Origin of the sequence: Pseudomonas sp. TKO26 (assembly GCF_003225665.1) — a bacterium.
Taxonomy (GTDB): domain Bacteria; phylum Pseudomonadota; class Gammaproteobacteria; order Pseudomonadales; family Pseudomonadaceae; genus Aquipseudomonas; species Aquipseudomonas saponiphila.
Genome location: NZ_QKLN01000043.1, coordinates 56,600 through 70,402, shown reverse-complemented (window position 1 = coordinate 70,402; position 13,803 = coordinate 56,600). Strand labels below are relative to the sequence as shown.

Annotated in this window: 10 protein-coding genes, 1 tRNA gene and 2 pseudogenes; 11 read left to right on the top strand and 2 right to left on the bottom strand. The window is 61.8% G+C overall.

Going from position 1 to position 13,803, the window contains the following annotated elements:
* The 3 genes from DNK59_RS30915 to DNK59_RS30905 form a co-directional block, all read left to right on the top strand.
* Positions 1-990: excinuclease ABC subunit UvrC (locus DNK59_RS30915; protein ID WP_110725770.1), on the top strand; the 990-nt coding region annotated here is incomplete at its 5' end.
* A gap of 32 nt (positions 991-1,022) precedes the next feature.
* Entirely contained in the window at positions 1,023-1,583 is a 561-nt protein-coding gene (pgsA, locus tag DNK59_RS30910) for a CDP-diacylglycerol--glycerol-3-phosphate 3-phosphatidyltransferase (RefSeq protein ID WP_011061839.1), read from the top strand.
* Positions 1,584-1,648: 65 nt separating this feature from the next.
* A tRNA-Gly gene (locus tag DNK59_RS30905) sits at positions 1,649-1,724 on the top strand.
* 280 nt (positions 1,725-2,004) lie between these two features.
* Here the strand turns inward: DNK59_RS30905 and DNK59_RS30900 are convergent.
* Positions 2,005-2,269: pseudogene (locus DNK59_RS30900) on the bottom strand (IS3 family transposase); the annotation flags it as partial.
* Positions 2,270-2,544: 275 nt separating this feature from the next.
* Here DNK59_RS30900 and DNK59_RS30895 point away from each other — a divergent pair.
* Complete coding sequence (locus DNK59_RS30895) at positions 2,545-4,191, top strand: C40 family peptidase (protein ID WP_110725769.1); 1,647 nt, start codon at positions 2,545-2,547, stop codon at positions 4,189-4,191.
* Positions 4,192-4,203: 12 nt separating this feature from the next.
* Positions 4,204-4,965 carry a S1C family serine protease gene (locus tag DNK59_RS30890; RefSeq protein ID WP_110725768.1) on the top strand — a complete coding sequence of 254 codons (762 nt, stop codon included), beginning with the start codon at positions 4,204-4,206 and terminating at the stop codon, positions 4,963-4,965.
* A 246-nt stretch (positions 4,966-5,211) separates the two neighbouring features.
* On the opposite strand, the pseudogene DNK59_RS30885 reads toward DNK59_RS30890, so the two are convergent.
* Positions 5,212-5,395, bottom strand: a pseudogene (locus DNK59_RS30885) (transposase); the annotation flags it as partial.
* Positions 5,396-5,480: 85 nt separating this feature from the next.
* On the opposite strand from DNK59_RS30885, the gene DNK59_RS30880 reads away from it, so the two are divergent.
* From DNK59_RS30880 to DNK59_RS30855, 6 genes are all read left to right on the top strand, one after another.
* Positions 5,481-6,266, top strand: a complete 786-nt coding sequence (locus tag DNK59_RS30880; protein WP_110725767.1) for an NAD-dependent deacylase — start codon at positions 5,481-5,483, stop codon at positions 6,264-6,266.
* Positions 6,267-6,434: 168 nt separating this feature from the next.
* On the top strand, positions 6,435-8,288 hold the full coding sequence (locus DNK59_RS30875; RefSeq protein ID WP_110725766.1) for a LodA/GoxA family CTQ-dependent oxidase: 1,854 nt from the start codon (positions 6,435-6,437) through the stop codon (positions 8,286-8,288).
* Positions 8,285-9,439, top strand: coding sequence for an NAD(P)/FAD-dependent oxidoreductase (locus tag DNK59_RS30870; RefSeq protein WP_218281285.1), 1,155 nt, complete (start codon positions 8,285-8,287; stop codon positions 9,437-9,439). Before DNK59_RS30875 ends, DNK59_RS30870 begins: the two co-directional genes overlap by 4 nt.
* 323 nt (positions 9,440-9,762) lie before the next feature.
* Positions 9,763-10,182 (top strand): adenosylmethionine decarboxylase, encoded by a 420-nt coding sequence (gene speD / locus DNK59_RS30865; RefSeq protein WP_016964572.1) that lies wholly within the window; start codon positions 9,763-9,765, stop codon positions 10,180-10,182.
* 306 nt (positions 10,183-10,488) lie between these two features.
* On the top strand, positions 10,489-11,988 hold the full coding sequence (locus DNK59_RS30860; RefSeq protein ID WP_110725765.1) for an alkaline phosphatase family protein: 1,500 nt from the start codon (positions 10,489-10,491) through the stop codon (positions 11,986-11,988).
* A complete protein-coding gene (locus tag DNK59_RS30855) occupies positions 11,988-13,802 on the top strand; it encodes a B12-binding domain-containing radical SAM protein (RefSeq protein ID WP_110725764.1) in 1,815 nt (604 codons plus the stop codon). Before DNK59_RS30860 ends, DNK59_RS30855 begins: the two co-directional genes overlap by 1 nt.
* Position 13,803 lies beyond the last annotated feature (1 nt).

Sequence of the window (13,803 nt, the reverse complement as noted above, 5' to 3'; positions counted from 1 at the left end):
AAGAACTTCTTCCCCCAGGTGGGCATCGAGGAAGACGTGGCGGAAGTCATGTCGGCCTTCCTCGGCCAGTATTTTGTCAGCAGTCCGGAGCGCGACCTGCCTTCCGAGCTGATCGTCAACGTGGTGCATGACGACTTCCCGACCCTGATCGCTGCCATTGATGAGTTGCGCGGGCGCGAGCTGACCATCAGCCATCGGGTCCGCGGCACCCGGGCGCGCTGGCAGCAATTGGCGGTGACCAACGCCGAACAGGCCCTGAGCGCGCGCCTGGCCAACCGTCAGCATGTCGCGGCGCGATTCGAAGCCCTGGCCGAAGTGCTGAACCTGGATGAGCCACCGCAGCGCCTGGAGTGCTACGACATCAGTCACTCCAGCGGCGAGGCCACTGTGGCGTCCTGCGTGGTGTTCGGCCCGGAAGGGCCGCTGAAATCCGATTACCGGCGCTACAACATCGAAGGCGTCACCGCCGGCGACGATTATGCGGCCATGCACCAGGCCCTGACCCGACGCTTCAGCAAGCTCAAGGAAGGCGAGGGCAAGCTGCCGGACATTCTCCTGGTGGACGGCGGCAAGGGGCAGCTGTCCATGGCCCGTGACGTGCTCAACGAGCTGGCGGTGCCGGATCTGATTCTCCTTGGCGTGGCCAAGGGCGCCACGCGCAAGGCCGGTTTCGAAACCCTGTACCTCAATGATGCGGCCCATGAGTTCACCCTCAAGGGCGACTCCCCAGCCTTGCATCTGATCCAGCAAATCCGCGATGAGGCTCACCGCTTCGCGATCACCGGTCACCGTGCCCGACGCGGCAAGACCCGGCGCACCTCGACCCTGGAAGGGGTGGCGGGCGTCGGACCCAAGCGTCGACGTGATCTCCTTAAACATTTTGGTGGGTTGCAGGAACTGTCCCGTGCCAGCATCGACGAGATTGCCAAAGCACCGGGGATCAGTAAAAAGCTCGCAGAGTTGATTTATGCAAACCTGCACAGCGAGTAGAATGCCCCATCACCTCGTAGCCAGTTGTGCCGATGAATATCCCGAATCTGATCACCGTTCTACGCGTCCTGCTCATCCCGATTTTCATATTGCTGTTCTATTTGCCCTATAGCTGGAGCTACATGGCAGCCAGTTCAGTGTTTGCCTTCGCGGCCGCCACGGACTGGCTCGACGGGTATCTGGCGCGACGCCTGCAGCAGAGCACGCCATTCGGCGCGTTCCTCGACCCCGTGGCCGACAAGTTGATGGTGGCGGTGGCCCTGGTGTTGCTGGTGCAAGAGCATCACAACCTGTGGCTGACCTTGCCCGCCGCGGTGATCATCGGCCGTGAAATTGTCATTTCGGCGCTGCGCGAGTGGATGGCCGAACTCGGCGCCCGGGCCCAGGTGGCGGTGTCCAACATGGGCAAATGGAAAACCGCGGCACAGATGCTGGCGTTGGTGATTCTCCTGGCCAACCCTTCGGATTTCAGCTTCTGGGTGCTGGTGGGTTACGCCTTGCTGCTGGCGGCGGCGGGCCTGACCTTGTGGTCCATGCTGCAGTACCTGCGGGCTGCCTGGCCGCACCTGAAAACTGACAACGAGAAAAAATAAGTTTTTTTGAATCAAAGGCTTGACGCGCATTCGGATTTCTATAGAATGCGCAACACCAAGACATTGCGGGAATAGCTCAGTTGGTAGAGCACGACCTTGCCAAGGTCGGGGTCGCGAGTTCGAGTCTCGTTTCCCGCTCCAAACATAGCGCTGCAGAGTTCCACGAGTTCTGCAGCGATCGCAAAAAGGACCTTCGGGTCCTTTTTTCGTTCTGGCGGGTTTCACTGAAATCCAGCACCCTCCAGCGCTTTCAATTCCTGAACTGAGTCCCGAATAAGAGTCTTGAATTCGAACGTGCATTGAATCGGTTTGTTGCTGGAGTCGCTTGGATAGCGATATGAGCATTTAGCCCTGACTCTGCTCAGACACTCGCAACGGCATTCTCGGATACCAGTGTTACCGGCAATGATGACTCCCTCGGCGACACAGATGGTTTTCCTCCGCACTTTGCAGGGCGTTGTCGATATCCTGTCTGAGAGCGCAGACCTTCAAGGCGCATCAGCCTCGCCACACGATTCCGACCACAATCTTTACCGACCTCACGCAGATCGTCGTGGACCTTGCGATAGCCATAAACACCGCCGCTCTTCAGTGACCCGCTTGAGTTCCGCTCGCAGATGACCCAGCTCGGCGTGTTGATCATCGTCCTGCTGCAATTCTTCTTGAGGATTGCTGTAGCGCTTTATCCGCCAAGAGGTGTTACCAAAACTGGGGCGATTCAGCTCATGTGGCTCCCTTGAAAGGGCTACCGGATGAGAGGGCGCTATGGGTAGAAGACGTTTACAGGGTCTGCAGCACCCTGAATGATCGCGGCTGCGGGCAGACGGTCGAGCACCGTTCGGCACGTAGTGGGCAGTTTTAGCGAACGCACCTTGTGAAAAACCGGACCACTGCTAGCGTACTGACAGTACTCAATGCCAGCAGTAAATGGCACCTACGCTATCTCCAGTGGGAGGCTCATATGCGCGCCAGGTTTTACTGCGGGTTTGTATTGCTGACGACCCTGATTTCCTCGATTACCGCCCAGGCTCAAATCACCGGTTCGCTTGACTTGCCGATAGGCAGTGGCGTCGGCCAGGTCGGTGTCGAGCGCATTCCCAATGAAGAATGCAGGGGACCGACCACGATCGCTTCTGGCCCCGATGGCCAGCTGGCCATTCTGGATAGTGTCAACCATAAGATTCTGGTTGTCGGTGAAAAAGCCGCCACAGAGATCCAGTTGCCCTCCGACCTGCTTGAGCCAGTTGATCTGCTCTCGACAACATCAGGCTATCTGGTGGCCGGGGCGCTGGGCGACGTGGTGCTGGTTTCAAATGCGGCCAAGGTCATTGCACGTACATCCACCGGCTACGACCCCGAGTCGGGCACACCCCGTTTCGTGGTGCTTTCGGACAGCAGGTTCACGCTTGAGAACCTCACCGGCAAACAAGTGCCCGTCGATATCGACAGCAATCGGCTGGGCAAGCTTACGGACCCTGGCCTGCTGGCTGCGACGTCCTTTAATTTCAAAATGGAAAAGCCCACGCTTGCCGTGGGGAACAACACCCAATCCAGTACCGGGTTCAAGCAGACGAGCATTGCTTCGCAGAGACGCCTGGTCGATGTGCGCATGCTCTGGGCGAGCGCCATGGACGGCGCCCTGATTGCAACGCAGGAGACCGTGAAAGCACCAGAAGAACAGAGTTTTGTGCGCCTGATCAACACCGATGCCCAAGGCACGCCCACCACCGAGGCGTACGTGGCACCCGACGCCTATGCGTGCAATATCCGTCGCCCGTTCGCGCGATTGACCAACGGTGTGGTCGTCAGCCTGTTATTCGCCAAGGATGGACTGGTCACAGTTGAACCCATGGAGTTTTCCAAAGTCGGCACTGCCGAGCCGGTGGCCATTGCCCGGTCCTCCGATGTTCAACTGATTGCCTCGCAGACAGACACCCTCAAGCAACTGGAGCAGTTGAACGGAACCAGCACTGTCGGCCTGGTGGCTCTGCAGCAAGTCAGTCGCCAGAGCATTTTGAAAAAAGCGCTTGAGGCACTGGAGCTCAAGTGGATGATGCATACCAGGAACTACAGCCGCGACGGGGTTCCCAACCTGTGTAACCCCACGGCTAATATCTGGCACCGGCCAAGCCGGCTGGACGCGTTCCTGGAGAAGGAAGTCACCGCGATTCCCTACCGATGGGGCGGTTATGCCAGCTCACTCGAGACTTTCCGCAAACACCTCGATGACGGCAAGCTGGCGGGTTCGGATTGCACATGCCGCAATGCCGATTGCGTTTATTCCGGTGCGACGGGGCTCGACTGTTCTGGCTTCGTTTCCTATGCCTGGCAAACAGGGGCCTACTACACCACAAGCAGCCTGCCGAATGCCAAAGTCAGTACCGCGGTGCGTTGGGACGCGGTGCAACCTGGCGACATCGTGAACAAGGCCGGATCTCATGTTCGACTGCTCGAAAGCACCGCGAACGGTCCCAACGGACGCTTCCATGTCGTCATCGAGTCAACCACCAAAACGTCCTGCGGCGGTGTTTGTCGCCGCTCCTACACCGAAGCTGAACTGATGCGGGATGGCTATAAGCCTCTGTCTCGGCTGAACCTCAATCTCTGAAGGAATCGACGCATGACCGGCATGAATCAACTCGCGATCACGCTGCTGTTGACGGCCATGCCTCTGGGTATGGCGCACGCCATGGACGCCAGCTGTCTGTTCCAGCGCAATAAGGAAGCCATGACGCGCATCGATTACACCTGCATTCTGACCAATGGCGATGGCAAGTGTGAAAGCAGTGGCTCGGGTTTCATCGTGTCCGAATCGGGACTGGTCATCACCAACAATCACGTAATCAGCCCGGTGGGAAATGTAACGGTCGAATCCGAAACGATCCAAGTCAAGGTCGGCAGCCGCGGGGCTGGCAACGTCTCGGCCACCGTGGTCGCGCGTGACAAGGTCAGGGATATTGCCTTGCTGCAACTGGCGCCGCGCGACAACGGCAAGGGCTGGCAGACTGTTGCGATCGGTACGGCAGTGCCGACGCCGGTCGCGGCGCCATTGATGGCCCTGGGGTACGGCGGGGGGGGGCTTTCGCTAATACCCTCCGGTATGAAAACGGCAGAATTGGCCGAGGTCGATGGCGGCTACAAACCGTGGTGGCAAACCAACTTGGCCTTGAATGAAGGGCATAGTGGCGGCCCTGTATTTGGCAGCAATGGCACGGTCATCGGAATCTCGGTCGCCTATAAAAGATCCAGCCAGCTGGTCTCTTACGTCATCCCGATCTACTACGCCAAGCCGTTTCTTGATCAGGCTGGTGCCCGATCCGTCACTTACGGTAGTTGCGTTTCCGGCCAACCGGAAAAAGACCCGCAGTATCAAGCGTTATAAGGCCAATGACGCAGTCGAAAAACAGGGCGAGTAGCCGTCGAAGAAATCCAGCAGCCCGCAATTTTGCAGCTCGTATCTTTCGACGCTTGAAATGCGCTATCCACAATCCGAATTCACTGACCTGGAATCCGAGCAACGCACGAACGGGGTTTGATTCTGGAGTCGTTGGCTGAGAGTGAAGTCGTGGCCGACGAGGTTTTCCGGCGCTGGGCTGATCTCCCCGATTTCAAACTGCCAAAGAAACCCATGGACTACCGCTTGGATCTCCTGGGCACTCCAGCGAGACAGGTCTGTACCTTTTCTCGTTCGTGCCGCGCTGCCAAGGACTATGCGGATCAGCAAAGAAGACCTTCACTTCGGATTCGATGGCAAATCGAGCGAGATCCGATAGTTCCTTTCCACGATCCCAAGTCAATGATCGCCACAACTCGATCAACCATGAGTGCCTAAGCTGGGACCATGGGGATTTCCCATGTTTACTGAACAGTCGTCGCTGCAGAGCCAAGGAGTGTCTCGTGAGCCAAATGCAAAGAGCTGCCGATGTTCTACGCAGGTCCAAGAAAATCGTTTTTTTCTCGGGCGCTGGCATCTCGGCCGAGAGCGGAATACCGACGTTTCGCGACAAACTAACCGGGTTATGGGCCAAGCACGACCCTCAACGCCTGGAAACAGCCGACGCCTTTGAGGAGAACCCAGCTCTCGTATGGGGTTGGTACCTGTGGAGGCGGCATCAGGTGAGCGGGGCGAAGCCAAACCCAGCCCACCTGTGCATTCCCCGGTTTCAAGATGCCGGCTGGGAGGTGTCCGTCATTACCCAAAATATCGATGACCTGCACGAGCGGGCTGGTTCATTGGACGTGGTTCACGTTCACGGCAGCTTGATGGACGCGAAATGCTTTGCATGTCACCGGCCAGGCGAATTGACACCTGACCAGCTGAGGGTTGCTGAGGAAGGGCAGTTGATCGAGCCTCCGCGGTGTGACCATTGCAACGCAAGGCTTCGGCCGGGGGTGGTCTGGTTCAGGGAGAAGCTGCCCGAGGACGCGTGGCGGTCTGCAGTACGGCGTGTGAGAGAGTGTGATTTGTTGATTTCCGTGGGGACTTCCGGCGTAGTCATGCCGGCAGCAGGCATTCCGGGAATGGCGCTCGCAGCCGGGGCCGCGGTGATCCATGCCAACCTTGAAGAGGTTGGCTTGGTTGGCGCGGACGAAATAATGCTCAAAGGAAGTGCTGGCGTGGTCCTGCCTGCGCTGCTCCGAGCGGCAGGGGGAGAGGCCAGTCCCGATCACCGCTCATGCTGATGCGCCCGGCGGCTCTGCCGGGCCTGTGCGTCGTCAATGTCGCGATCTTCCCCGGCGTTATCTCGGATTCTGTCCGCAGGAACAACGTGGATTTTGTCCTTCGCTATGCTTGATCTGCTAGGCCGATACGAACAGCGGATTGTGTTTTTCCACGGGAAGGGAAGAGCTATGAGCAAGAAGCTTGGAAATGCGGACATCGTCTACGCAAAAATTCACCCGTCGATAGGGATCGCGCGGGTCGGAAACTCCATGCAAGAGGATGGCTTCTATATCGGGCCACAGGTCGTGGAACCGGCACCGAAGCCGCCAGGGTTCTACCGGGACGCCACTGGAGCCTTGAAGCGCGAAGTCGCGGAATTTCGCCTCTACGGCTATGACGCCCATGGCAAGGTGGTTCGCGAGTTGCTGATGGAAGAGGGCGTGCAGATCAGCTGGTCGGTGGAACTGGCCAACCGCAAGGCTGCCTGGTACCGCTTTGAACTGGCGATGGATATTCCCGAGGCGCTCACGGCGCCGCCGTCGACGCGCCGCAATGCCGCGGTGAGCGAGCGCAGTACCCTGGCGATACTCCCCGGAATACGCAGCGTCGATGCCCCCAATGCCCAGGGCGCCCACTTGCGATTTGACGGTGGCACCTGTTTTGGCATCGAGGTCCCCCTGGGCGAGTTGCGCACCGATGATTGCGGGCGCTTGAGGGTATTCGGCGGCCATGGGAAATCTGCCTCGTGCGACGGCCAGGCGCCTACGGATTTCGCCAACAACGACGGATGGTACGACGACACCAGCGACGGTCCGGTGACCGCCCGGGTCCGCCTCGGCGAGCGGGAGTTGCAGGTGGCTCCGGCCTGGGTGGTGGTGGCGCCGCCCAACTACGGCCCGCAGCAGAAATCGGTGCGGACCCTGTATGCGTTGATGACCGACGTGGCGATCCAGGCCGGACTCCTGCCCACCCCGACCCGGCCTTCGTTTCGAGATGACATCTTGCCCATCCTCAAGGCCATGTGTGACCTGCAGTGGATGAACGCCGGCTTCGCCGCCGGTTTCGGCCATGGCATGGCGCAGCATTTCCTGGACCCGGATTACCTGCACAAGCTCGCGCAGCCAGGCAGTCTCTACGCCGAAATGCGGCGCACGGTGGCCAACGCTTTCCGCAATCCGGCGGACCAGGATATTTCGCTCAAGCCCTGGCCTTGGGTATACGGCGACGCGATGGACATCCCCATGCCGGCCTCGCCACGGGCGATGAACGCCTTGACCGCCACCCAGCTGAGGATGCTGGAGCTGTGGGCCAGGGGCGATTTCCGCGCCGACTACTACCCTGTCCACGAGCCGGTGCACAGCCTCGACCAAGTGTCCGTAACGGCACAACCGGCGATGCTCGACCGCGCCGCCCTGGAGTTCTGCCTGGCCGACGCCTTCCATCCCGGCTGCGAAATGACCTGGCCGGTACGGCATGCATCGATGTACATGGAGCCTTATCGCTGGCGCCACCGCGCTGCCGACAATCCCGAGCCGGACTACGGCAAGACGCTGACCGTGGCGGAGGCCCTGTCCTATGACGGCCCCTTGTATGCCCAGTTTCCTGGAGCGATCACCCGCTGGATGGCGATTCCCTGGCAGACCGACACCGCCAGTTGTCGCTCCGGCTACGACAAGCAATACGATCCCTATTTGCCGACCTTCTGGCCGGCCCGGGTGCCGAATCAGGTCTTGAGCGAGGAGAACTATCGCAAGGTCAGGGATACCACGCTGGATCGTGAAGAACGCCTGGCGGCCTTTTGGCAGCGTTCCGAGTGGGACCGCACGCTGGGTGCCGGGGCCCAGCACCAATTGCAGGTGATGGTGGAGCACTTTGATCGGCAGGGGATCGTCGAGGTGCGCGAGGGCGTCGCCGACGATCCGGACTTCCCGCCGGTGATGCAGGTCGAGGATCGTGGCGGTGACGACCTGAGTCGCGAGGAGCGCAAACTCACCGACAGCGGCATGCGCAGGGCCTTCATGAGCGGGACGTTGAAACCGTGAGCGCAACGGCTCGGCCCGCGCTGGAGAGCCATTGCGATGTCATCGTGTTCGGCGCCGGGCCAGCGGGCTCGGCGCTGGCCCACAGGCTGGCGCCAAGGCACCGCGTGCGAGTGCTGGAGCGCAGCCTGCCGAGCCAGTCCTCGCCCGCTGCACAGGCCTGGCGCATCGGCGAGTCATTGCCCGGCGCGGCGGCGGTGCTGTTGCGCCGACAGGGGCTGCTGGAGCGTTTTCTGGCGGACGGCCATGCACCACGCGGTGCCAGTGTTTCAGTGTGGGAAACCTCGCAAGCGGTGTGGTTCGATGCCCTGCGTGACCCCAACGGCCCTGGCTGGCACCTGGACCGTGTGCGGTTCGACGCGATGCTGCGCAACGCCGCAGGCGCAGCGGGGGCGGTCTTCTCGGCGGTAGCCGGAGGTGTTCAGGTGCGGCGCGAAGGTGGGCGCTGGCAGGTGCAAGATGAACGCACAGGGCAGTGCTACAGCGCCCGGGCCCTGGTGGACGCCACGGGCCGCAGCGCGGTCCTGTGTCGAGCTCTGGGCCTGCGCCAGCAGACGCAGGACCGCCTGCTCTGCGTCCATGCCCGGCTTCCGGCGTTGGCACAGGACCAGGACCGTTGCACGCGGACCTGCGCGGATGTGGATGGCTGGTGGTACAGCGTGCGCCTGCCCTCGGGCGATCGGGTGCTGGCCTACCATCTGGATGGGCGGGATCCGGCCCTGCAAGCGTTGCGCAACGGGCCGGCGCTGCTGCGCCACGCCAGGCGCCTGCCGCTGTTGGCGCCGGTGCTGCCCGAGGCTGTTGCGTCCCTGGCAACCCGGGTGCGACCGGCCGGCAGCGTGCTCTTGAATACCGCCGACGGGGTGCCGGGGCCGGGCTTCTACGCCGTTGGCGATTCAATGCTGGCTTTCGACCCGCTGTCATCCCAGGGGTTGTTCCATGCCCTAGCCTCGGCGGAAAGCGCGGCCACGGCGATCGAGGGGGAATTGGCCGGCGACCCGCGCGCCGGTCAGCACTACTTTGTGCAGATGCGCGAGGTGCAGGCCCGCTATAGCCAGCACCTGGCCGCCACTTACGCCCGGCCCGAGCGTTACCGCGAGCGCCCGTTCTGGGCGCAACGGCGTGCTCCATTGCAGGCGCCGCCAGCGCAATGAGCCGCTCCGGCGGCCGCCTCATGCGCCGCCGCTCACTGCAAACAGGCACCGGGCGCCCTGGCGGCGATTCGGCATCAACCCTGGGGGGAGCAGTGGGGCAGAAGACCGGCGAACGGTCTGGCGCCGGCGATGAGTTGTGCAAGACGGCTCGGAAACAATTGGAATAATTTGCTCACAAACTCAAATAACCCCACGAACGCAATTGTGGATTCGCGGGCGCTGGCTGCCCCATCATCGGAGCCCTGCAAGCAGTGCAGTGGGGCTCCAGCAGCCATTTATTCACCGACCATCGCTACCCGCCCGTGTCGATACAGGGATGTCATATGAACCCGGATGCCAATGCTTTTTTTGGAAGGCACACCCTGGGCGAGCTCTATCAGATCTCTCCCGAAAAGCTCAACGACCTAGAGGCCCTGACCCGGTTGCTGTGCGCAGCATCCGTCGAAGCGGGAGCCACCGTGTGCGGCACCATGACCAAGCGCTTCGAGCCCCAGGGGGCGACGGTGCTGGTGATGCTGGCGGAGTCCCATGCTTCCTTTCACACCTATCCCGAGCACGGTGCGCTGTTTCTCGACATCTTCACCTGCGGAACCACCTGCGATCCGGTCAAGGCCTTCGACTACATCTGCGCCAGCCTCAAGTGCGATGTGCGAGCGATGAAGATCGTCGAGCGCGGAGCGCTGGGCGGCGACAGTCGAGCGGCCCGGCCGGCGCTGGCCAGCCAGGGGCTGCACAGTCACTGAGCGGGCCCCCAGGGGAAGGCAAGACGCTCGCAGGTTCGGCGGCTGATGAACAGCCGGTGAATACGCTGAGCAAGTTTGTTGCAAGTTGATGTTTGTTACAGGGGAGCTTGTTCATCCAGGCCATGTCGGTTGGTTGTGCCATTGCCATTGATTGAACTGTCCATTTGCAAGTTGCACTGCATCTTTCAAGTTTGAAAGAGCAGAACCTTGATTGATTGTTTTTATAAGTGGTTATAGGCCAGTGGTCGGCCGGTGCCTGTTCGTAACCTGCTGTTCATTATGTTTGTCTCTTGGGAGTGAGTGATCATGGAAGATCAAAAGTTGAAGTTGCTGGTCTTCGGTGTCGATGGCGCCTCCCATGCCGTGCTCCAGCAATTGATGGCGCGGGGCCTGTTGCCCAACTTCAGCGCGTTGCGTCGGCGCGCCGCCCACGGGGTGCTGCAATCGACCTTTCCACCCCATACCGCACCGGGCTGGGCCTCCATGTTTACTGGGGTTTCCCCGGGTGAGCACGGGATCTACCAGTTCTGGTCGACCCACAGCGCCGACTATCGTTTCCGCGCCATGAATGCCGCCGATTACGGGCGCGAACCCTGCTGGCTGACCTTGCAGCGCCATGGCCTGAAAGTCGGCGCTTATAACATTCCCATGACTCATCCACCGGCCGACTTGCAGGGCGGGTACATGATCAGCTGGCCCCTGGCCAAGACTTTGAGATATACCGCTCCCGGCAACTTGATGCATGAACTGATGCAGGCGGGGCTGCACTATCACTCCGATCTGGTCACCATGTATCGCGGCCAGGAAGATTATTGCGAACAGGCGCGAAAGTTTATCGATGGTCGCGCCGAAACTTGCTGTTTTCTGCAAAAGAACCGGCCGGTCGATGCACTCTTCGTGGTCTTTACCGAAGTCGACCGGGTCAGTCATTACTATTGGGGCGATGCCCAGGCCCCCAGCGCGGCGGTGGAACAGTGCTACGTCGACATCGACCGGGCGCTGGGCACCTTGCTGACCCTGACCGACGACCAGACCCTGGTGGTGGTGGCTTCCGATCACGGTTTCGGCCTGTGCGAGGCCGACTTCAGCGTGCACGAATTCCTCCAGCAGCATGGCCTGCTGGCCACCCGTTTCGAACGGCAACAGGACGGCGCCGAGACGGCGCACGACGATCCGGGCGCGGGCTCCTGGTTCGATGACCCCGCCAGCTACCGGCGGCTGATCGACTGGTCGCGCACCGACTTCTACATGCCCACTCCCGGCTGCTTCGGCCTTAACGCCAACCGGGTGGGGCGCGAGGCCCAGGGCCGCCTGACCGACGAGCAGTTGCCGGCCGCCGAAGAGCGCCTCAAGCGCGCCCTGGCCCAGGTGCTCGACGATCAGGGCCAGCCCTGGTTCAGGCTGGTCCGCGCCGACCAGGTCTATGCCGGTGCGCGGCTGACGGATGCCCCGGACTACCTGCTGATCCCCAGGGACTTCAGCGTCATGCCGACCCCGAGCCTCACCGGGCAGGTCTGGAGCACGCCGACCCAGCGCGGGGTGCATCGCCCCGACGGCATCGTCTTCATTCGCGGTTCGAACTTTGCGCAAGACGCCGCGCTGCAAGCGCGGATCGAAGACATCTACCCGACGATCCTCGCCCACCTGGGGCTGCCGGTGCCGGAAGGGCTCGAAGGCCACTGGCTGCTGGAACCGCCCCAGGAGCCCCGGCGCGAGCCCGGGCGCAAAGGCAGCGGCGGGCCCCGCATGAGTGAAGAAGAGCAGCGCTTCATGGACAGCCAATTACAGCAAATTGGGTACTTTTAATGGAAACCGTGCCGTTCACCAACGCCGCCGAAGGGCTGATTCCCCTGACCAATCTGGCCGAGTCGCTCGATGCGCCGGCGGCCAATCCACTGCATTCCAGTGTCGACTTCCGCAAGCCGCAGCCCATGCGGGTGTGCTTCCCGGTGCTGCTCGACGGCGACCTGGTGATGAGCTCCGAGCACCTGGGCGTCAGTTACCTGGTGTCGATCCTGCGGGACCTGGGGGCCGAGTGCCTGGTGGTCGAGGTCAAGTCGATCCAGCACGGCGACGAGATCGCCATCGCCGAGGTGGTGGCTTTCAAGCCCGACCTGATCGGGTTCTCCCTGACCACGGTCACCGTCAGCCACGCCACCGCGTTCGGTGCGGCGTTGCGTGCGGCGCTGGAGCCGCGGGTGGCCTTTCTGGCCGGCGGTCCGCTGGCCACCTTCCTCGGCTCCAAGCTGTTGAGCAACCCCAACTGGAGCTTCCTCGACGCCCTGGTGCGGGGCGAGGGCGATGTGCCGCTGGTGCGCTACGTGGAAGCCTTCTGGGATCACGGCGACTACGCCTCGGTGCCTAGCCTGAGCTGGCGCGAGGAGGGCGGGTTCGTCATCGACAACCCCATCGGCAAACCGCTGCCGGAACTGGACATGCTGCCCGAACCGGCCCGGGATCAGTTCGAACTCAACCATGGCAAGCTGCCTTACCTGCGCCTGGCCACCACCCGCGGCTGCACCGCTCGCTGCACCTTCTGCAACGCCCCCCACGCCGGCAACAAGATCAACCCCGGCAAGCTGTGGCGGGCCAGGACCCCGGACAACATCGTCGACGAAATCGAGCGCCTGTATCACAAGTACAACTTCAACACCTTCGACTTCGTCGACTCCACCTTCGAAGACCCGGGTGGCGCGCCGTTCGCCAAGCAGCGCATCGCCGACATCGCCCAGGGCGTACTCGATCGCGGCCTGAAGATTTATTACAACTGCTGCATGCAGGCCAAGAACTGGCACGCCGAGGACCAGCCGCTGCTGGACCTGCTGTACCGCTCGGGCCTGGAAAAGGTGCTGATCGGCATCGAGTCGGGTTCGCAGATCGGCCTGGACCGCTGGAAGAAGAAATCCACGGTCGAGGACAACAAGCGCGCCATCGAACTGGTGCGCGGCGCCGGCATCTACGTGGCCTTCGGCTTCATCGCCTACCACCCCTGGTCGACCTTCCAGGAGATCCGCGACAACAACCTCTTCCTGCGCCAGTACATGGGCTACAACCTGCGCCGCTACACCGTGCGCCTGGAGCTCTATCCCGGCGCCGAAGCCGTGGAAACCCTGCGCGCCGAAGGCAAGCTGCATGACGACTTCGACGTCTCGCTCAACGCCCTGAGCTACGACTTCGAAGACCCGCGGGTGCGCCAGCTGTCGTCCATCAGTGCCTTGCTCTACGGCGAGAAGTACGCCTCGGAAATGGTCATCGAAAAGGAACCGGCGGTGTTCGAGTTCGAGACATACGACATCGTCATGCACACCTTCATGTCGCGCCTGCGCCGGGCGGTGCTGGATGACCCCCGGGGCCTGGCGATCCTCCAGGCGGGGGAGGCCAAGGCCGCCGACCTGCGCCGGCAGATGAGCGACTTCAACTACGAGCTGATTTCCCAGATGACCGACCTGGCCGAAGAGGGAACCCTCACCGAGGCCTATGCCCACGAACGGCGGCCCCAGGTCGAGCAGTTCTACCGGGGCAAGCTCGGCGAGCTGCGCCAGGTGCAGCTGGGCATCAGCATGCAGCTGCACCGCGCGGGCCTGAGCCTGCGCGACATCCAGTTCAGCAAGGAGTCCTGAG

Bases quoted from the DNA above. Each gene is read 5' to 3' on its own strand.
- pgsA (WP_011061839.1), top strand. From the start codon at position 1,023: ATGAATATCCCGAATCTGATCACCGTTCTACGCGTCCTGCTCATCCCG.
- DNK59_RS30895 (WP_110725769.1), top strand. From the start codon at position 2,545: ATGCGCGCCAGGTTTTACTGCGGGTTTGTATTGCTGACGACCCTGATT.
- DNK59_RS30890 (WP_110725768.1), top strand. From the start codon at position 4,204: ATGACCGGCATGAATCAACTCGCGATCACGCTGCTGTTGACGGCCATG.
- DNK59_RS30875 (WP_110725766.1), top strand. From the start codon at position 6,435: ATGAGCAAGAAGCTTGGAAATGCGGACATCGTCTACGCAAAAATTCAC.
- speD (WP_016964572.1), top strand. From the start codon at position 9,763: ATGAACCCGGATGCCAATGCTTTTTTTGGAAGGCACACCCTGGGCGAG.
- DNK59_RS30860 (WP_110725765.1), top strand. From the start codon at position 10,489: ATGGAAGATCAAAAGTTGAAGTTGCTGGTCTTCGGTGTCGATGGCGCC.
- DNK59_RS30855 (WP_110725764.1), top strand. From the start codon at position 11,988: ATGGAAACCGTGCCGTTCACCAACGCCGCCGAAGGGCTGATTCCCCTG.